Annotated in this window: 19 protein-coding genes and 1 riboswitch; of the genes, 1 reads left to right on the top strand and 18 read right to left on the bottom strand. The window is 36.5% G+C overall.

The features are described 5' to 3' along the window. Positions 1-64: 64 nt before the first annotated feature. The 13 genes from cmk to dnaE form a co-directional block, all read right to left on the bottom strand. Positions 65-766, bottom strand: a complete 702-nt coding sequence (gene cmk, locus AC6UD6_RS03010) for a (d)CMP kinase (RefSeq protein ID WP_500695624.1) — start codon at positions 764-766, stop codon at positions 65-67. 30 nt (positions 767-796) lie between these two features. Then, positions 797-1,459: a LysM peptidoglycan-binding domain-containing protein gene (locus AC6UD6_RS03005; protein WP_500695623.1), complete on the bottom strand. Its 663-nt coding sequence runs from the start codon at positions 1,457-1,459 to the stop codon at positions 797-799. A gap of 58 nt (positions 1,460-1,517) precedes the next feature. Next, positions 1,518-2,945, bottom strand: a complete 1,428-nt coding sequence (locus AC6UD6_RS03000) for a RecQ family ATP-dependent DNA helicase (RefSeq protein ID WP_500695622.1) — start codon at positions 2,943-2,945, stop codon at positions 1,518-1,520. Further along, positions 2,938-4,005, bottom strand: coding sequence for a helix-turn-helix domain-containing protein (locus AC6UD6_RS02995; RefSeq protein WP_500695621.1), 1,068 nt, complete (start codon positions 4,003-4,005; stop codon positions 2,938-2,940). The genes AC6UD6_RS03000 and AC6UD6_RS02995 overlap by 8 nt, the downstream gene beginning before the upstream one ends. After that, positions 4,002-4,634, bottom strand: a complete 633-nt coding sequence (locus tag AC6UD6_RS02990; RefSeq protein WP_500693785.1) for an ECF transporter S component — start codon at positions 4,632-4,634, stop codon at positions 4,002-4,004. Before AC6UD6_RS02990 ends, AC6UD6_RS02995 begins: the two co-directional genes overlap by 4 nt. 6 nt (positions 4,635-4,640) lie before the next feature. Next, a riboswitch (FMN riboswitch) is annotated at positions 4,641-4,761 on the bottom strand. 6 nt (positions 4,762-4,767) lie between these two features. Further along, on the bottom strand, positions 4,768-5,493 hold the full coding sequence (locus tag AC6UD6_RS02985) for a pseudouridine synthase (protein WP_500695620.1): 726 nt from the start codon (positions 5,491-5,493) through the stop codon (positions 4,768-4,770). Further along, on the bottom strand, positions 5,486-6,058 hold the full coding sequence (scpB, locus tag AC6UD6_RS02980; protein WP_500695619.1) for an SMC-Scp complex subunit ScpB: 573 nt from the start codon (positions 6,056-6,058) through the stop codon (positions 5,486-5,488). Before scpB ends, AC6UD6_RS02985 begins: the two co-directional genes overlap by 8 nt. Continuing rightward, positions 6,058-6,780: a segregation and condensation protein A gene (locus tag AC6UD6_RS02975; protein ID WP_500695618.1), complete on the bottom strand. Its 723-nt coding sequence runs from the start codon at positions 6,778-6,780 to the stop codon at positions 6,058-6,060. The genes scpB and AC6UD6_RS02975 overlap by 1 nt, the downstream gene beginning before the upstream one ends. Further along, positions 6,749-7,129 carry a riboflavin biosynthesis protein RibT gene (locus tag AC6UD6_RS02970; protein WP_500695617.1) on the bottom strand — a complete coding sequence of 127 codons (381 nt, stop codon included), beginning with the start codon at positions 7,127-7,129 and terminating at the stop codon, positions 6,749-6,751. The genes AC6UD6_RS02975 and AC6UD6_RS02970 overlap by 32 nt, the downstream gene beginning before the upstream one ends. Before the next feature lie 45 nt (positions 7,130-7,174). Continuing rightward, positions 7,175-8,062: a site-specific tyrosine recombinase XerD gene (gene xerD, locus AC6UD6_RS02965; protein WP_500695616.1), complete on the bottom strand. Its 888-nt coding sequence runs from the start codon at positions 8,060-8,062 to the stop codon at positions 7,175-7,177. 6 nt (positions 8,063-8,068) lie between these two features. Then, complete coding sequence (locus tag AC6UD6_RS02960; protein WP_500695615.1) at positions 8,069-8,938, bottom strand: CvfB family protein; 870 nt, start codon at positions 8,936-8,938, stop codon at positions 8,069-8,071. 90 nt (positions 8,939-9,028) lie between these two features. After that, on the bottom strand, positions 9,029-10,789 hold the full coding sequence (gene pyk, locus AC6UD6_RS02955) for a pyruvate kinase (protein ID WP_500695614.1): 1,761 nt from the start codon (positions 10,787-10,789) through the stop codon (positions 9,029-9,031). 115 nt (positions 10,790-10,904) lie between these two features. Then, a complete protein-coding gene (gene dnaE / locus AC6UD6_RS02950; protein ID WP_500695613.1) occupies positions 10,905-14,255 on the bottom strand; it encodes a DNA polymerase III subunit alpha in 3,351 nt (1,116 codons plus the stop codon). Between the two features lie 126 nt (positions 14,256-14,381). On the opposite strand from dnaE, the gene AC6UD6_RS02945 reads away from it, so the two are divergent. Beyond that, on the top strand, positions 14,382-14,558 hold the full coding sequence (locus tag AC6UD6_RS02945) for a YjzD family protein (RefSeq protein WP_500693794.1): 177 nt from the start codon (positions 14,382-14,384) through the stop codon (positions 14,556-14,558). Positions 14,559-14,603: 45 nt separating this feature from the next. Here AC6UD6_RS02945 and pepT read toward each other — a convergent pair whose 3' ends face one another. The 5 genes from pepT to dnaG are packed head-to-tail and all read right to left on the bottom strand — an operon-like array spanning position 14,604 to position 20,527. Then, entirely contained in the window at positions 14,604-15,842 is a 1,239-nt protein-coding gene (gene pepT / locus AC6UD6_RS02940) for a peptidase T (RefSeq protein WP_500695612.1), read from the bottom strand. 11 nt (positions 15,843-15,853) lie between these two features. Further along, a complete protein-coding gene (locus AC6UD6_RS02935; RefSeq protein WP_500695611.1) occupies positions 15,854-16,666 on the bottom strand; it encodes a Nif3-like dinuclear metal center hexameric protein in 813 nt (270 codons plus the stop codon). Further along, positions 16,653-17,357 (bottom strand): tRNA (adenine(22)-N(1))-methyltransferase, encoded by a 705-nt coding sequence (locus tag AC6UD6_RS02930; RefSeq protein WP_500695610.1) that lies wholly within the window; start codon positions 17,355-17,357, stop codon positions 16,653-16,655. The genes AC6UD6_RS02935 and AC6UD6_RS02930 overlap by 14 nt, the downstream gene beginning before the upstream one ends. Before the next feature lie 57 nt (positions 17,358-17,414). Beyond that, complete coding sequence (gene rpoD / locus AC6UD6_RS02925; protein ID WP_500693798.1) at positions 17,415-18,680, bottom strand: RNA polymerase sigma factor RpoD; 1,266 nt, start codon at positions 18,678-18,680, stop codon at positions 17,415-17,417. Positions 18,681-18,706: 26 nt separating this feature from the next. Then, positions 18,707-20,527, bottom strand: a complete 1,821-nt coding sequence (gene dnaG, locus AC6UD6_RS02920) for a DNA primase (protein WP_500695609.1) — start codon at positions 20,525-20,527, stop codon at positions 18,707-18,709. Positions 20,528-20,536: the final 9 nt, after the last annotated feature.

Below are 20,536 nucleotides of genomic sequence, written 5' to 3'. Positions count from 1 at the left end.
CAAACATTTCCTCCTTGCAACAACTCTAATTGCTATTTTATCTTAGTTGGAAATAAAATACCAGTTAATCGGCTTTATTATTTGAAAGTTGTTGAATTTTATTTTCGATTAATTGCGAAATTGCCGCAACCACGTCATCAATCGACATTGAAGTGGTATCAATTTCAAAAGCATCAGATGCTTTTTTTAATGGGGATATCTTTCGATGGGAATCCTTATAATCCCGTTCCTCAATATCTTTTTTAAGTTTATTGAGATTAACCGAAATTCCCTTTGCTTGATCCTCTTTATATCTCCGCTCAGCTCGCTCCGTAACACTGGCAATTAAAAAGACCTTTACATCTGCCTTTGGTAGAACCGTCGTGCCAATGTCTCTACCATCCATAACGATTCCACCATTTTTTGCCAAATTCTGTTGTCTTTTAACTAATTCGAAACGAATTGATCCAAGTGCTGAAACTGCTGAAACATTGCTAGTTACCTGAGGACTGCGAATATCATTTGTAACTTCTTTACCGTCAACAAAGACTTTTTGAACTGGATCACCCGGTTCAAAAGTAATCGTGGTTTTTTTTAAAAGATCAAGAATGGTCTTCTCATCATTTAAATCCAATCCTAGTCTAATTGCTTTTAACGTAATTGATCGATACATTGCACCGGTATCACAATATATGTAATGAAATTTTTTTGCAACTAGTTTAGCTACCGTGCTTTTACCCGCTGAAGCAGGTCCATCGATTGCAACTTGTAAGCCGTTCTTACCCAAATGTAATCAATCCTTATCATTTATTTGTAATTATTTAACCCTTAAACTTTGTCCTGGATGAATCTGGCTGGATGAACTAAGTCCATTTAATTTTAATAACTGTTGCATACTAATACCCGCATTAGTAGCTACGCGATAAACTCCCTGACCTTTTTGAACCTTAACGTAATCATTACTACCAGCATTATCAGTGCCATTCGTTGTTTGGGCTGGTTTTTGTTGCTGCGAGTTATTAGCAGTAGATGATGAATCACTACTTGGAGTCGTACTACTTTGGTTACTTCCCATTTCGTTTTGAACGGATGAAGATGAAGCCTCTTCAGATCCAGCATCAGATGAAACAGTATTATCATTTGTAGTATCCTCACTTTGAACACTACCTGAGTTTGCTTTCGGTTTCTTTGATTTCTGATCTTTATTCTTTTTGGGCTTTGCGTGGTGCATCTTACTACTCTGTGTCTTTTGACTGGTACTCCCATTTCCAACCGCACGTTCCTTAGAAAGCCCAAAAACAAGTGCAACAAGGGCAATAATTACAATAACAGAAACCAGCATAATCACGACTAATGAATTACTACGGTGGTGCTTACGGTACTCTGTCCTTGAAAGATTTCCATCTGGATCGGTGTCATCTGAAAATGAATCATCCCATGGATCATTTTTTTTGTTATCTTTATGTTTGTCGTCCCTCATAAATACATCCCTCCAAAACTTCTATGGTGATTATATCATTTTTTGCGCCTAATTATTATTAAAAAAGTTTGTCCAAAATCTCATACCAAGTACCAGTTAAATTGGACTTTTCACTATTAACGTTTTTTAACAAACCAAGACTCATTAAATCAAACTTTTCACTTCCAAAGTCACAACAATCATCAGTGTGGTCATCAAAGTTCACATCAAATAAAGAAAGCAGAAGTTTTCGCCGACAGCCAGTATGATTAATGTACCGGACAACTTGCTTTAAACTTTGATCCTTTTTAAGGGTGACCTCAGAAAAAATCTGTTTGACGTCATCATTACCATACCCATGATTTAAATAGAACTGAAGGAGTCTCTTATTCTGCTCACTCATTTTAGCTTTGGGATTTGAAAAGAAATTATCAATCTGTTGATCATTAGGAATGGACCTAACAATTAAGCTCTGTGCAATTTGTTCATCACCATTAGAGTAAAGTAACACTGCGATACTCTGTTTACCGTCTCTTCCAGCTCTGCCAATTTCTTGAACATAACTTTCCATATCAGTTGGCATATGGTAATGGACTACAAATCGGATGTCTGATTTGTCAATCCCCATTCCAAAGGCGCTGGTTGCACAGATGACCTGAAGCTCATTATCCATAAACTGATGCTGAATCCGATACCGATCATCGTTACTAAGACCGGCATGATAAGCTGCCACTTTGATATCAGTTTGTTCTCTAAGTTTCAAAGCAACTTTCGAAGCCTTATCTCGGCTAGAGAAATAAATTATACCGGGATACTTGAGTTTCTCAATTAAATTAAAAAGATAGGCTTGCTTATCTTTTTCACTTGAACTTTTATGCACCGCAAGAAAAATGTTAGGCCGATCCACATTTTCAATTATTTCTTGAACGTCAGTTAACTTCAAATAATTAATGATATCTCTTTGAACTTTTTTTGAAGCAGTTGCCGTTAGCATTAGCGTTTGCGGATGTCCTAACGTACGAATCACCTGTCTTAATGACAGGTAATCAGGACGAAAATCAAGCCCCCACTTAGAGATACAATGTGCTTCATCAATCACCAATAAGCCAATTTTCAATTGCTTAATGCGGTTAAGCACATCAGAATTAGATAATAGTTCTGGAGAAACAAAAATATAACGAAACTGATCAAGATGATTCAATAGCCGGTGTCGCTTCGACCAATCGTTCATTGAATTTAAAGCACACACCCGCTTTTCTCCCATAAAGTTCATTCGACCAACCTGATCTTCCATAAGAGAAATAAGTGGCGAAACAATCACAACCGGCCGCTTAACTAAATACCCATATAACTGGTATATTAATGATTTGCCTGCCCCAGTTGGCATGACTGAAAGAACATTTGCGCCATTTAATAGTGCAGAAATAGTCTTATCTTGACCAGGCTTAAAATCACTAAAGCCAAACTTGTTTTTTAATATTTGTTTAGCAAGTTTCATCTTATTCATTATGAATTCCCTGTTTTGTCTGTTTGATTTCAAGTAATCTAAATTGAAAAAAACTAAACTGCTCTAAAACGTCAGTTGGTAATTGATGATAGTCCCAGTCATCAACGTCCGTTCCAAGTAGAATACGCCTAACTTTTCTTTCCATTTGAAGGGAAATGAAATTTTGATAAGGAAACTTGTCATAATCAACGTAAATTGCAACTTCCAGAAGATGTTCTAGGACAGTTGACTCTCGTAGATTTCGCAGTTGTTCAACCTTTTTTATATTACCCAATCGTTCATATTCATCAAAAGTCCTTTTAGCACTACCAGAAATTGGATTTTTGAAAAGACCATTAAGTAATGGAACCATTACAGATTGGTCACTTTGCTCAACAAAGTTCGCTAATTTTGCATAATTGATAAAATCATCAATATAACTTTTGACTAACGATTGGTTTAAATTATGTGCAATCTGCTGGATTGTGAATCCATTAGTATTAAATCCAACTAATCCTTGAGCAAATAAATCAGCGTCATTTAGATCGAGTAAGGATAAAAATCGTTTCAACTCTTTCTTTAAATCTGTGCCAACTTGCTTGCGATCAATCAGTCGATAATATTTTTTAATAAAATCTTTATTAACTCCATCAACATTGACTGGATAATAGTGTCTAACGTTATGGACATGCTCTGATATAATCTGAACAAACAACTGCAATCGTTGCTTAAAACTAACTAAATCAATTCTTTGAAAAGTATGTAATGAAAAAGAAAGATTAGAATCATCAATCATTTTAATTAATTCTGCTCTTTCTTTTTCTCCTTCAGACGTTAATTTAAACTGACCATGTTCAACTTCTTCCAGCAAGTTCGCACTAATCAGAGACTTAACATCTAATTCGTTTTTATTAAAATATCGTCCAACTCCAAGAAGGTCTAAAAGACCATATCTCATCGCCCAGTATAAGGTGGCTACCGTTTTCTTGCCTAACAGTAAGTTTTCAATTAATCGAGCCCTTCGTTTTTGGGTTGCACTAAAAACGAAAAGACCAAGAGCTTCATTTGTATTATTAATCATTTTTGATAAGATCGCTTATTAATCCATTTCTGCATTTGTTTTGCAATAATCACAAAAATCAATCCAATCACAATACCCTTGATTAAGTTAAAGGGAACTACTCCGTAAAGAATCGTTTTGGCAAGCGAAAAATCTAACTTTAAATTTGTTAGTTTCACATACAGTGGAGTACTAATGAACAAATTGGTAATACTCATGACAATTGTTAACGCCAGCGTTTCAACCAAAACAATCAAAAAGTCAATCCAGTGACTTTTAAATAAATATTTTCTCAAAAAGTAAAACACCAAAATCATTGTTAATGAGGCTAAAAGAGAGGTGGTCAACCCAATTAACTCAAGTGGTGAAAAACCCATCACCATCCAGTAAATAAATAGTTTAAGTATCACAGCTTCAATGGCTGCACCCGGTCCCAATAATAACAAACAAATCAAAATTGGAATATCCGAAAAATCCAATTTCAAATAACTCATGTATGGGATGATTGGAAATGAAATCAACATTAACAAAAATGAGATCGCACCAATCACGGCAGTTATAGTAATTCTTTTAATTCGATCGTTTTTAGCTATCATCACAATTCCTCCAATTAAACGTTCTTCAAAGTCAATTAGGGTAAATTGCGCCATAAAAAAACTCATCTTCTTTATACCAGACTTTACTGTCGGCAATGGGATTTCACCATCTCAACCAATTTTCATTGGGTAGTGGGCTGTAACCACCGATTGGGAATTTCACCCGACCTTGAAGACGTTTTATTAATTATTTAGTTAAAGCATACAAATCTCGTATTTCTCTTTTTCGGAGCCTACGAAACTCACCAGGTTGTAAGTTTTCTAAACCGATCCCAGCAAACTCTTCCCGTTTTAATTTTTCAACAGGATGACCAACTGCTTTCAGCATATCTTTAACTTCATGATTCTTACCCTCGTGAATCGTCAAACGTAGCGCCGAATTATTCTTTGAATTACCAGCCTTATAAATCACCTCGACTTCCGCGGGTGCACTCTTATACTTGCCATTAATTAAAACACCCTTTCGAATTTTATTCAACTCATTGTGATCGAGTTTCCCAATCACCTTAACTAAGTACGTCTTTTTTACTTCATATTTAGGATGAGTTAACTGGAAATCAAGCGTTCCGTCGTTAGTTAAAATAATTATCCCACTCGTATCATAATCTAATCGTCCAACCGGGTATATTCGTTCAGGAACCTTTTTAAAAAAGTTCAAAACGGTCTTTCGATCCCTTTCATCCCTCACAGAAGAAATTACCCCACGTGGCTTATACAGGGCAAAATATACTAGATCTTCTTTTCTTAACGATGTTCCATCCACCTCAATCTTATCAGTGGGTTCAACTTTTATCCCTAACTGATTAACAATCTTACCATTAACCTTCACATGTCCAGTACTAATGAGTTCCTCAGACTTTCGTCTCGAAGCCACCCCATCATGCGCCATAACTTTTTGTAATCTTTCACTCATCTTGCTGATCCTCCAATGGTTTCATTTTGTCATCAAACATCTGACCATAATCTTTTGGATCTCTTTCTGCGTCTAAAGCTGGTAAATCATTAATGCTTTTAAGGTTAAAAGCGTTTAAAAAAAGGTCGGTAGTAACATATAGCTTAGGTTTGCCTGGTTCATCACGCTCACCCTTGATGGTAATTAAATTTTGTGCCAAAAGATTTCTAATTGAAATCAAACTATTTACGCCCCTCACTTCATCAATCTCAACGCGCGTTATTGGCTGTTTATACGCAATAATCGTAAGCGTCTCAAGTGCCGACTGCGTTAACAACTCTTCATCGGATTTAACAAACTTTTGAATTACTTTTGAATAATCCTTTTTAGTTGTCATATGGATAATGTCACCATTTTGTAAAATGCAGATGCCAAATTGATCACTTGAATAACGCTCACTCAACGAAGCGATACAGCTACGAATGGTGGAATCATTTGCGGAAGTTAATTTTTTCAACCGTTCAATTGTCATTCCAGACTCTCCCGAAACATACAAGAGAGCTTCAATTTCTGCCATTAAATTCATTAATTAGATTTCCTTAATAAGATTTCTCCGTCATTACTGGTTTGCACAACCATAATACGATGATGTTTAACCATTTCCAAAAGTGCCAAAAAATCGGTCACTAATTCTTCTAAAGGAGAATTGGCCTCAAACAACTTGGAAAAATAGATTTCATGACTACTAGCTCTATTTATTCGTCTCATAATTACTTCACTTTGCTCATTAACGCTAAAATTCCATTCTGAAACTTGATGAACTGGCGGTTTAGAAGTTAACTGATGTCGCTTAATGATCTTATTCCATGCTTGTTCCAGCAAGCTAATTTCAAACTCATTTTCACCAATTGCAATCTCCGACTTATTAAAAGAACGAATCCTAGAATGATAATGATTTCGTTCTACTTCTTTTTTTTGCAACTTTTTCGACGCTTTTTTATACCGATTATATTCAACCAACTGATCAACCAGATCATCCCGTGGATCATCATCTAATTCATCATCAGTTTCTTTAGCTAACAACATTTTAGATTTAATTCGCATCAAATTAGCCGCCATTACAAAGAAATCACCAGCAATATCAAAATTTAAACGTTTCATTTTATTTAAATATTTAAAATATTGCTCAGTAATATCTTTAATGTCAATATCATAAATATCCATCTTTGCTTGTTTGATTAGATGCAGTAGAAGCTCTAGTGGACCATCAAAGTCATTAACGTGAATCTGTAGATTGTCTCTGTTCATGACCTAACTCCCATTTACTAATGACATCTTGCGTATTAAACGTTCCCATGATTTTTTTGTCAGGATATTCATTTTCAACACTATCAAGAATTCGAAATTCATTAAAAATATTGTTAGCATCTGGCGTAAGGGTAATCCTTCTAACAACCACGTTTTTTGGGTTGGTTTCAACTCCTACAATTCCAGCCCAATTTCCAAATCGATCCTTCCAAAGAAAAATGTCACGATTGTCAGCATTTCGATACCAATTCATTTCCTCCACAAGATGTTTCGTTTTATCGTTACTTTTAGAAAGTGACAACATCCCCATCACAATCTTTTCATAATCATTTCGATACCTGAATAGCATCGACATCACCTCAATTACTTGCTGTCATTATTATTCCATCTCATTTTATGCTCTTGGATGATATTTATCATACACCTGACTTAACCGCTCGTGGGAAATATGAGTGTAAATTTGCGTCGTGGAAATATCAGAATGTCCAAGTAATTCCTGCACAGTTCTAAGATCGGCTCCATTTTCTAAAATGTGCGTTGCAAAAGAATGTCGTAATGTATGTGGAGTAACGTTCTTTTTAATGCCAGCTAAACTAACGTAACGTTTAATCTTTTCCCAAATGCTTTGTCGACTAATTCGTCCACCATGCGCATTCAAAAAAACGTACGGAGATGTCCGCTGCTTAAGTAACTGTAATCGACTATCATTTAAATACTTAAATAGCCAATTCTGAGCAACTTCTCCAATTGGAACAATTCGTTCCTTATCTCCCTTTCCAATGGTCTGAATCAGATTCATTTCTAAATGAAGATCAGATAACTTTAAATTAATCAATTCAGATACTCGAAGCCCAGTAGCATACATCACTTCTAAAATGGTTCGATCTCTTACCCCATACTTGGTGTTCACATCCGGCATTTTAAGTAATCGATCAACTTCATTAACGGATAAAACATCGGGTAAGTGCTTGCCCTTTTTAGGAGTATCAATCTTGTTCATGGGGTTCTTTTTAATCACCTTAAATTCCATTAAATATTGAAAAAATTTACGAAGCGTTGATACAAATCGAATGATTGTATTACGAGACTTACCACTATTTTTCATTGTTTCCATGTAATTTAAAATTGCATACTGGTCGACATCTTTAAACGAACTGATGTGATTTTTTTCTAAATCCAACTCAAATTCCCTTAAATCTTGTCGATAACTTTTAATGGTATTGTCAGATAATCCTCTTTCTACTAGTAAATAGTGGAGATAATCTTCAATTTGATCATTCACTTACTTTCATCTCGTTTCAGTTAATTTAATTCCATCTGGGGTTTCGGAAATAACATGAGCCTTTAATAAATGCCCCAGGGCTCGTTTAAACTGAGATTTGCTGATTCCAAAGTAATCCTTAATTACTTGAGGGTCACTTTTATCGTTATAAGGTAATTCATTATTAGGCTTATGCTCAAGAATTGTCTGAATCATCTTGGCGTCCTCACCAATCACTTCATAAGACCGTGGTCTAAGTGATAAATAAAGCGTTTTATTGGGTCGGATTCCAATAATCCTAGCGTTTACTTTCTCTCCTAGTCGTGGTTGTTCTTCCTCTTCTGATTTGTCAATGAACCCTAAATTGTAGTGATCCGTTATTACTTGCGTTCCCATCAGTTTAGGGTTAATGACCCAAGCGTTAACATCCCGATTTTTCAATTTTGGATCATTAACTGGCTGAGAAATCGCTTTATATATCTGAGGATCAGCTAATTTACCCCAGATTCGATTCTTACTATCCTTTTTTAAAGCAATTAAAAGTTGGTCACCAACTTCTGGCCATAATGACTTAATATCCGGCAAATCATCAAGAGAAACAGCAACATCCTTATCTGGTAAACCGATGTCAACAAAGATTCCCAATCCAAATTTAATTCCAACCACTTTTCCCCATGCATAGCTGTCAATTCCAACATCAGGAACGTTTCGCGTGATTTTCATTTGATGCTTTTCATTTTCGTAGACAAATCCCTTAAAATTTCCACCTAATTTAATTGGCTTTTTTAACTCGCCCTTGTTTAAAGAATAGGTAATTCCGTTATTTTGAATGAAACACTCCTTATCGTTTTCATCAGTGACTTTTCCCGTAATTACGGTTCCCAAATCTTCATTCATATTAATTCTCCATCCCAGTGCTTTTAATGAATATTATACCAAATAAAAAAAGCATCCGATAATAATCGGGTGCTTCATTCTTAATAATTATTATTTAGCTTTTGATTGGTTCCCAGCGTAAACAACACCGCGACGACCGTCAACAGTAACTAATTGACCATCTTTGATGTTTTCAACTGCATCAGTAGCACCCACAATTACTGGAATGTTAAGTGAGATACCAACGACAGCAGCGTATGAGGTCAAACCACCGTTTTCAACCACGATTGCACTTGACTTCTTCATTGCTGGTAAGTAGTCCTTGTTTGTATCCTTAACAACTAGAACGCCACCATCAACGGCTTTATCGTTAGCTTCCTTAGCATCTTTAGCAACTACTGTCTTGCCAATGACAGTTTCACCACCAACACCTTGACCTTGAGCTAATTTAGTTCCAATCAACTTAACGCGAATTGTGTTAGTAGTTCCTTGATCACCTAATGGTACACCTGAAGTAATCAAGATCATGTCGCCTTCCTTAGCGAGTCCAGTTTCAACTGCCTTTTTAGCAGCCAATTCGAACATTTCATCTGGATTTGATGGTTTATCAACTAAGATTGGTTGAACACCATAGTTAACCGTCAAGCCACGACGAACACGATCGTTAAACGTTAAAGCAAGAATATCAGCGTCTGGATGATATTTTGAAATCATTCTTGCAGTGTAACCTGAACCAGTTGCAGCTACAATCGTGTGAATTCCCATATCCTTAGCAATCCGTGCAACTGCTTCACCAAGTGACTCAGTGACGTCACCAGTACCGAACTTAGGACGTGGAGTACCAAATTCAAAGAAGTGTTTGTCAGCTTCGATATCAATCTTGCTCATCATTGCAACTGACTTAACTGGGTAATCACCGTTAGCACTTTCACCTGAAAGCATAGTTGCATCAGTACCATCATAAACAGCATTAGCAACATCAGATACTTCGGCACGAGTAGGTCTTGGTTCTTCTTGCATGGAATCAAGCATTTGAGTAGCAGTGATAACTGGTTTACCTAAATCATTACAAATCTTGATTAAATGTTTTTGAACGGTTGGGACATTTTCTGGTGGAATTTCAACTCCCATGTCACCTCTGGCAACCATCAAACCATCAGATACTTTGATGATTTCGTTAAAGTTGTCGATTCCTTCTTGTGATTCAATCTTAGGAAAAATTTGAACGTCTTCCATATTCTTGCTTTCAAGTAAGGCACGGATATCTAGGACATCTTGTGGCTTTCTAACAAATGAAGCAGAGATATAGTTAATACCATGGTCACATCCGAAAAGGATATCATCAGTATCTTTTTCAGTAATACCAGGTAAGTTAATTGAAACTCCTGGAGCATTAACACCCTTACGTGAGCCCAAGACCCCGTTATTTTGGGCAGTAACCACTAACTCTTTGTTGGCATCATCTTTTTTGTCAATCTTGGTATCCAAAAGACCGTCATCAAACAGAACGTGTCCGCCAACTTTAACGTCGTCATACAAGCCTGGGTAAGAAACAGCAATCTTGTCTTTAGTTCCCTCAAGGTTACCATCCATTGAAATTCTAAATTGATCACCAGTGTGGTATTCAATCTTTCCGTCTTTTTGTACCGTGGTTCTGATTTCAGCACCCTTAGTATCTAAGACAATTCCAACAACCTTACCAGTTTTCTTTTCCGCTTCTTTTACTTTATTCATACGGTCTAAATGTTCCGCATGGTCTCCGTGTGAAAAATTGAAACGAAAAACGTTTGCTCCTGCTTCAATAAGCTTAGTGATGGTATCAACATCAGTACTTGCAGGACCAAGTGTACTTACGATCTTTGTTCTCTTCATAAGTAAAGCCTCTCCTTTTTGCATGGCACACATCTGCGTACCAAGCATTATTTGATTTCAAGTGTATTGTATCACTTTTTATAAGGATTGTCGTTAGTTTCACAGGCAAAATTTATCATTGTGTAACAACGTTTCCCGCTCCTAAAATGTCACGTAAATCATGCATTAAATCAGAATTAATGGCCACGTTATATGCTTTATCTAATAGTTGCTTTCGATCATCGGAAGCTCGATAAAGCAAAATTGGTGTTGAACCAGGATATCTTTTTATTATCCGGATTAAATCTTGATAGATTGAATCTCGATCATGATCTAACGCAATCTTTAAATAAAGCTTTTTTTGATGATCAACTTTTTTTAAAGACTGATGAACGACATTAGCAGCTGGTTCAATTGAATTTGCCACTAATTGAAGTCCCCGTTGAACCTCAATGTTTCCAGACACCAAAACCACTATTCCACTTTTTATCCATCCACTAATTTTAGCGTAAAGATTAGGAAAAATGGTTACATCAATATCACCAAACTGATCATTACCATCTATGAAAGCCATAAGTTGCCCCTTTTTCGTTCGGATCGTCTTTACATGAGATACAAACAAAATCATTTTCACGTTTTTACTGGGCTCATGAATATCATTAGTAGTTAAAGCATGCACTTGTTCTTGTAAATCAGTATAGTGACCAACTGGATGCCCGGTTAAATAAGTTCCAAGGTACTCATTTTCCTTGTTTAGTTTCTCCCAATCAGAAAAATCATCAGTTCTTTTAATTTTGGGAGCCAACGCTTGAATTAATTCAATTGAGTTTCCACTTAATTCAGTAGAACTAATAAATTCTGGAATGGCATTAATTAATTCTTTTCGGTTATACCCAAAACCATCAAGCGCCCCTGAATAAGCAAGTGCATTTAAAAGATCAATTTTTCTAAACCTGGGATCGATTCGACTGATTAATTCCTGTAAATCATGAAAATTACCATTTTGTTTTCGTTCTTCCTCAACATTCTTAATAAAATCGGTTCGTAATCCTTTGATGGTACGAAGTCCAAACCTGATTTTACCATCCTGATAAGTATAAACATCTTTACTCTCATTGATATCAGGACGCTCAACTTGAATATCTGATTCTTTGGCTTCTTGAACGTAATTCTTGGTCTTACGTGAATTACCGATCACCGAATTTAGCAACGATGTAAAAAATGGACCAGGAAAATGAACTTTTAAATAGGCCAACTGAAACGCCATTTTGCTATATGCAACTGCGTGAGACTTATTAAATCCATAGTCGGCAAATCGTTCCATATAGTCAAACGTTGTCTTTGAAACGTCTTTAGAATATCCTTTTTTACTAGCGCCATCAATGAACTGGATCTTCATGTTATCCATTTCTTTTTTATGCTTTTTGCTCATCGCACGGCGCAAAATATCAGCTTGTCCCAGTGTAAAACCACCCATTGCCGATGCAAGTTGCATAACCTGTTCCTGATAAACAATAATGCCAAAGGTTGAACCCAAAATGTTTTTAATGGTTTCATTTGGATAGTTAACCGTCTGAGTCCCATTCTTTCTGGCAATAAACATATCAATATTCTTAATGGGACCGGGTCGATACAAAGCATTCACGGCTGCCACCATATCAAAATCATTTGGTTTTAATTTACGTAACACGTTTTGAATCCCAGATGATTCAAATTGAAAAACCCCATTAGTCTTACCAGATTGAAAAAGCTTCAAAGTATCCTGATCATTTAAATTGATGTCAGTTATTTCAAAATTACGATCAACTTTTGAATGAATAATTTCTAAAATGTTAGCCATTGTAGAGAGGTTTCTCAAACCCAAAAAATCAATCTTTAAGAGCCCCACGCTTTCAACATAATACTTGGAGTACTGGGTCATCAACAATCCATCATTTCCGGATTGAAGTGGAGCACGATCAACGATGGGATCTTCACTTAAAATTAAACCAGCAGCGTGAGTGGAAAAATGGCGTGGTAGTCCCTCTAGTTTTTCAGCAATATCAAATAGCAACCGATTGGTTTTACTATCAGCTAATAAATTTCTTAATTTCTGTGATTCTGATTCGGCCTTAGCCAGGGATTCATGAAGCTGATTTGGAATTGCAGATGACCACTTTGCCATTTGAGTTGGAGTCATTCCAAATACCCTGCCAACATCTCGAAGAGCTTGTTTGGCAGCTAACGTTCCAAAAGTCACAATTTGAGCAACATGTTCATTTCCATATTTTTGATGAACATACTGTAAAATATCATCACGCCGATTATCGGGAATATCTAAATCAATATCCGGCATCTGTGCTCGTTCTTCGTTTAAAAATCGTTCAAATAGCAAATTATACTTAATCGGATCCACATCGGTAATTTTTAAAGTGTACGCAACTAATGATCCCGCTGAAGATCCCCGACCAGGTCCAGTTATAATTCCTTGGTGATGAGCAAAATTTAAAACATCCCATACAATCAAGAAATAATCATCAAATCCCATCCGATTAATAACTTTTAGTTCAGAATCTAACCGGTCCTGATACTCATTACGATTAAGATGCGATTCATCCTTCAATCTTTCCTTTAAACCAAGTTCACATAATTGACGTAAATAGTCCATTGAAGAAAGATTATCTGGAGCTTTAAACGTCGGTAGTTTAGGTTGCTCTTTGGGAATCGCTACGTCAACTTCATCAACCATTTTCTGGTTATTTAAAACCGCTTGATCAAGCCCTAGATTGTGATACTGAGTCTCAATATTATGACGATCTTTCAACCATTTGGTTCCAACCTGGTGCCGTTCTTCCATTGGATTTTTGATCACGTCACCAGTTCCAATCGACTTTAAAACTTCATTTGAAAAATAATCATCTGCATCAAGATATTCAACCGAATTAAGCGCCACTAAATCAACATCAGCTTGGACCCCTAGGTTCTTAAGCTCATTTATAATTATCTTAGTTCGATTTAAGCTAATTCCAACTTTTACTGCATTTGAATCGCTAACGCTCTTTACTTTAGCAATTAAGGTTTTAACCTCGCTCATTCTTCCTACTTCAATCAGTTTATTTAACTCACTATTCTCTGGAAAAATGACAAATAGATGGTGGAGTTTATCCTTGATTTTTTCAATAACATTAGTTTGCTCATTACTCATCAAAAGTGATGAAATTTTCATCAAATTCTTGTACCCATCCTGATCTTTAGCAATCAAAATCAATTCGGACTTGTTTTCTTTAAAAAACATCCCGTCCAAAACTGCCGTTAAACCAATAATTGGCTTAATACCCTGCTTTTTTGCCTCATTATAAAAAGCTACCGACCCATACATCACATTCCGATCAGTTAGTGCCACACTTTGATAACCACGCGCACGAGCTTTTTCAATTAACTTAGGAACCGTATTGGTACTTTGAAGCAAACTATACGATGTAATGTTTTGTAACGGATTGTATCCCAAAATTTGTCATCTCCTTTCCTAATTTCATATTCATTATAGCAAATGGACCCGATAAATTTTATTCGAAGTTTGTAATTGATTTTTTCTACTGTAGTGATAAACTACTGGTATTGAGAGGTGTTAATTATGAAGACGTTTGCTGCTAACTTAACTGGTGCTTTCTGGGGATTTGTATATGGCGAAATTATTGGTTATATTGGATCGGCCTTGGTTGGCGCACCTTATAATTGGATTCAAGTTGGAGTAATCGGCGCTGTTGTTGCCCTTATTGCCTTCAACGGAATTAAACTAATTAGTCGTTAATTAGAAATAAAAATAACCTGCAGGTTGAACCTGCAGGTTATTTTTTTAGTCTTTTGAAACATCCTCTGAAATCTTAATAATTAAATCGACAGCCTTTTCCATCGTTTGAAGCGACACATATTCAAAGCGGCCATGCATGTTTTCTGGTCCAGCAAATAGGTTGGGAGTTGGAATCCCAAGAAAAGAAATCTTAGAACCATCAGTACCACCACGAACCGGATAAATATTTGGCTTAATGTTAACTTCATTCATGGCATCCTTAGCAATATTGACGGGTGTCATATCTTTCTTAATGATTTCCGCCATGTTGTAATATTCATCATGCATCTCAAGTTCAACTCTCCCATCACCATATTTATCATTAAACTTATTAACTAAGTTTTGAATGAATTGCTTGCGTTCGTTGAACTTACTCTTATCATGATCACGAATGATGTAATCTAATTTAGCATGATCAGTTACCCCATCAATCGCAAGCAGATAATAAAAGCCTTGACGATCTTTGGTATTTTCCGGTCGTTGGTCCTTTGGTAATTGATTATGAAAATCAATTGCAAGCTGAGAGGCATTTACCATCACACCATAGGCGTCACCAGGATGAACATCAGTTCCGTTGAATTTTATTGTGGCAGACGCCGCATTAAACGTTTCGTACTCTAAGTCTCCAAGTGGACCACCATCAACCGTGTATGCAAAATCAGCACCAAAATCAGTAACGTCAAATTGATCGGCTCCGGTACCAATCTCCTCATCTGGTCCAAACCCAACTACGATATCGCCATGCTTAATTTCGGGATGATCAACTAAGTATTTCATTGCCGTCATAATTTCAGTCACTCCCGCCTTATCGTCAGCTCCTAAGAGAGTTGAACCATCGGTAGTAATTAAAGTTTGACCAGCATACTTTTTAAGGGTTGGGAATACGCTCGGATCCAGCTGGTATTTGCCATCTTTATCAAGTTTAATAATCGATTTTCCATCGTAATTTTTAACTACTTGTGGATTGACGTGTTCTGAATTAAAGTCTGCCGTGTCTATATGAGAGATAAATCCAATCTTAGGAACTTTTTGCTTAACATTACTTGGTAAATCAGCAAAAACATAACCACTTTTTTCATTGGTTCGTACGTTTTCCATCCCAATATCCTTTAATTCATAAGAAAGTTCGTTTAAAAAATCAACTTCTTTAGGATCAGACGGAATTGTGTCAGAATTCGGATTAGATCTCGTATTCACCTTCACATATTTCAAAAAGCGATCCAGTAACTGCTTGCTATCAGCCATAACTATTCCTCCTATATAAACTCAAACGGATCCGTGTTTAGTTGCGATGCAAATACATTGATATCCCAACGATTTTCATCAGACCAGCGCGTAAACATTTCAGCTAACTTATTTTTACATATACTTTCAATATGGTGCCCGGGATCAATCGCAGACAGACCACTTGAAAGCATCTCTTGAGAAGTATGATAATACAAATCGCCAGTAATATAAACTTGAACGCCTTGTTCAATCGCTTGTCGATAGAACTTGCCACCGTCTCCACCTAAGATAGCAATCCGCTTAACACGCTCTTGATCATCATTTGTTACCATTCGTAAACCACTAATTCCAAACACTTGTTTACATAGTCGACCTAAATCAATGATTTTCATTGATTGTTTCAAGTTGCCAACACGTCCCATCGAATAATTAGTAGGAAAACCATTAGTATCCAAATGGGGTACCAGTCCAACGGTATTTTGAAGACCGATCGCATCTGCTAGCCAGTCATTCATTCCACCATTTGCATTATCCAAGTTCGTATGAGCCGCATAAACGGTAATATTATGTTTCAAAATATTAGCGTACATTTGATTTTGGGGATCAGCTAAATCTAAATTCTTTGCAGGATGAAACATCACGGGATGATGGGCAAAAATAAAATCAACGTTCTTGTTGATCGCTTCATCAACCACTTCAGGTCTAACGTCTAAAGTGGTCATGACGTTTTTAATACTTCGCTTTTTAGAACCAATTTGAAATCCAGTTGGGTCTTTTGGTTCAGCAAGTGAAAGTGGTGCGAATCGTTCAAATCTAGTAATTAAGTCATTAACGGTTGTCATCTAAAATCTCCTCTAATTCTTCGTTAATCTTTTGGATGTGTTGAATTTTTTCAAGAGGTGGATTAGTAGCATTATGCAGATTATCCAAAACAATCTTATTTTTCCGCATCCGATCAGTCCATTTTGCAATAAATGCTTGTTTTTGTTGTTTTAAAAGAATCGGTCCAAACCTTAGTTCCTGATTAGAATACTTAATCGGATTCGTTGATGGAGTTGCCAAGATCATTTCATAAAAATGCCCAGCATCAAAAACAATGTTTTCAATATCAATCTTATACTGATTTGTAACTAACCAACTTCTTACCCGAATTTCATCAACGTTTGGTTGCAGAATTAGGGCCGTTTGTTTAGAAAGTTTCTCTTTGCCACGTTCAAGGATCTGAGTGATTAATTCACCACCCATCCCAGCAATCACAATTGCATTCACGTGGTCACTTGATTTAATCACATTAAGTCCATCTCCCAACCGGGTCACCATTTTATCACCTAAGTGTTGTTCTTTCATTTCCAATGTTGCGTTATGCAGTGGTCCAGGAGCAACCTCACCGGCAATCGCAAACTTAATCAAATTCCGTTTTAACAAATAAGCCGGAACATAAGCGTGATCCGAACCGATATCAGCTATTGTTGCCCCATTAGGAACTAAATCAGAAACTGCTTGTAAACGTGGCGATAACTTTTTTGCCGTCATCGTTTCCCTCCTAATCCAATAAAAAAGCAGCGATCCAGCTGGATCTCTGCCACATCTTTAATCTAAGAAATCTTTTAATTGTTTACTGCGTGATGGATGTCTCAGTTTTCTTAATGCTTTAGCTTCAATCTGTCGAATTCGTTCTCTAGTGACACCAAAGACTTTCCCAACCTCTTCTAAGGTTCGAGTTCTTCCATCATCTAACCCGAATCTAAGTCGTAAAACGTTCTCTTCACGGTCAGTTAACGTATCTAGGACACTTTCAAGTTGTTCTTTTAAAAGCTCATAAGCAGCATGATCAGCAGGACTAGTGGCATCTTCATCTTCAATAAAGTCACCTAAGTGGGAGTCATCTTCTTCACCAATTGGAGTTTCAAGTGAAACTGGTTCCTGAGCAATCTTAAGGATCTCTCTAACCTTTGAAGTTGGCATATCCATCTCAGCACCAATCTCAGATGGTAACGGTTCTCTGCCAAGGTCTTGGAGTAATTGACGCTGAATTCGAATCAGTTTATTGATGGTTTCAACCATATGAACGGGAATTCGAATGGTTCGAGCCTGATCCGCAATGGCTCGAGTAATTGCTTGTCTAATCCACCACGTAGCGTACGTTGAAAACTTAAATCCTTTACGGTAATCAAACTTCTCAACGGCCTTCATTAAACCCATGTTCCCTTCTTGAATCAAATCAAGAAATTGCATGCCACGGCCAACGTAACGCTTGGCAATTGAAACAACTAATCGCAAGTTTGCTTCAGCTAATTCTTGTTTAGCTGTTTCATCACCCTGCTCGATTCTGAGAGCTAATTGTACCTCTTGATCAGCGGTAAGTAATGGAACTCGACCAATTTCCTTTAGGTACATTCTGACCGGATCATTAATTTTAACTCCCTTTGAACTGGAAGCATTTTTTAGTTCTTTTTGAGTAACTTTTTTAGCTGCTTTTAAAGCTCTGGGATCTGGTTCGCCACTTTCATCAACAATACTTATTCCTGAGTCTTCAACCTTTTCCATCAATTCGTTCATTTGTTTTTTATTCAAACTAAATGGAACCTGGAGTTCTTCCTCTAAGACCCCATAGGTGATGTGACCAACCTTCTTGTGCTTCTTTACAACGGCGTCAAAAACCTTCTTATATCCAGTTTTATCAAATTTTTCTTTACTCGTTGTCTTCTTTGCTCTAGTTGCCTTAGTTTTAGTCGTTTTCTTTGCAGTAGTCTTTTTAGTGCTCTTATTTTTAGGAGCACCGCTCTTTTTGGGAGCTGCTTTCGCAGTCTTATTTGTGGAATTTACTTCATTTTTCTTAATGTCTTTTTCTGCCATAAAAATTGCCTCCCATTACTGTATTCTTATTGATACTTCTTTTGCAGGTCCTGGTATTCTTTACCCAATTGGGCAGCCTTATCAGTATCACCAAGTTTAACTGCATCTAACATTTCTTGATACTTTGATTTAAGGGATACCCCACCAGTTAAAGCCTGCTTTATTATTTTAACACAATCGTCAACTTCTTTTTCACTTGGCTCATTAGATAAAGCAGCCATTTCAATATTAGCAAAAGTTGATTGCAAATCAGATTCTTTCAAAAAGTCACTAAATTCAGCAGTAACGTACTCGTCATGCGACTGAAAATAATGTTGTGCAAGTAAATAAATCGTTTGATACCCATCATGAACAAAACTAAAATCAGGATCATCGGTCACCTTTAACCAAACATCATGATTATTCAACATTCGTGACAAAAGTAAGCGCTCCGCACTTTCAACTTTAGTAATCTTCTTTGGATTTCGATTCAAAACTTCAGGAGATGAGTCAGTCTTCAACCTACGGATTTGTTTTCTTTGCTGTTTATTGATGAAGGTCGAACGAATTTGTTTACATTGAACCGACAAAGCATTGAGATCCAAGTCAAACTCATCAGCTAAATGTTTTAAATAAACACTACGTTCAACGGGTTTGTCAATTTTTGCAATCACATTAACGGCTTCATCTACATAATTTAGTTTTTCTTCATCATTACTTAAATCATACTGCGTTTTAAGAAAATGCAATTCAAAGGAAGTTGTGGTTTCTCGAGCACTTTTGATAGCATCTTTAAACTTGTCATTTCCATTTTTTCGTCGATACTCATCAGGATCAACCCCGTTAGGCATTTGAATCACGCCAACTTTAAACTTACCTTCACTACTTAAAAGGCTAATCGCTCGCTTAGTAGCCTTCTGTCCAGGTTCATCGCCATCATAACAAACGTATATCTGATTCGTTAACTGATTGAACTGATAAATTTGTTCGTTCGTCAAACTCGTTCCCATTGAAGCAACGCCGTTTTTAACCCCGGCCTGAAAAGCAGAAATAACGTCCATAAAACCCTCAAACAGAATTAAATTTTGCTCATTTCGAATACTAGACTTGGCAAGATCGAGATTATAAATAATCCTTCGTTTATTAAAGATGCTAGTTTCAGGACTATTTAAATATTTTGGAAGATCAGGATCTCGATGTAAGATTCTACCGGAAAATCCAATGGTCTTAGAATTAGGATCCCTGATAGGATACATGATCCGATTCGAAAATCGATCATTCAATTCACCACTCGAATTTTCAACAAACAATCCCGATTTTCGTAAAAGTTGAAAATCAGTTTTTTTGTTCTTAAAGAACGGTTTTAAGAGTCTTTGGCTAGGGGCAAATCCTAAGTTAAAAGTTTCAATCATTTCATCCGTTATTTTTCGTTCATGCAGATATTTTAATGCGGGAACTCCAAGCTCAGTGTTAACCAATACATGATGATAGAGTTTACTGGCTTCCTCATGAAGATTAATGAGGCTGTTCTTTTCTGAATTTACTGGAGATTTACTATTATCATTTTGAACTGAGTCAGGAAGAGTAATTCCCTCATCTTCTGCCACAGCAATAACAGCTTCTGGAAAGGAAATTCCTTGCAAATCCATGAGGAATTTAAAAACATTTCCACCGCGTCCACAACTAAAACAATGAAAAATCTGTTTACTTTCTGACACAGAAAAGGATGGTGTTCTTTCCTCATGGAACGGACACAAACCGAATAAATTATTTCCTGACTTCTTTAGATTGACATACTTACTAACAACGTCAGTAATGTTGGTCTTACTTAAGACATCATCAATTACCGTTTCAGGAATTTTTGCCATGAGATCACC

This window comes from Fructilactobacillus sp. X8R2C1 (genome assembly GCF_059900955.1).
This window is presented reverse-complemented; position numbering and strand designations above follow the sequence as displayed.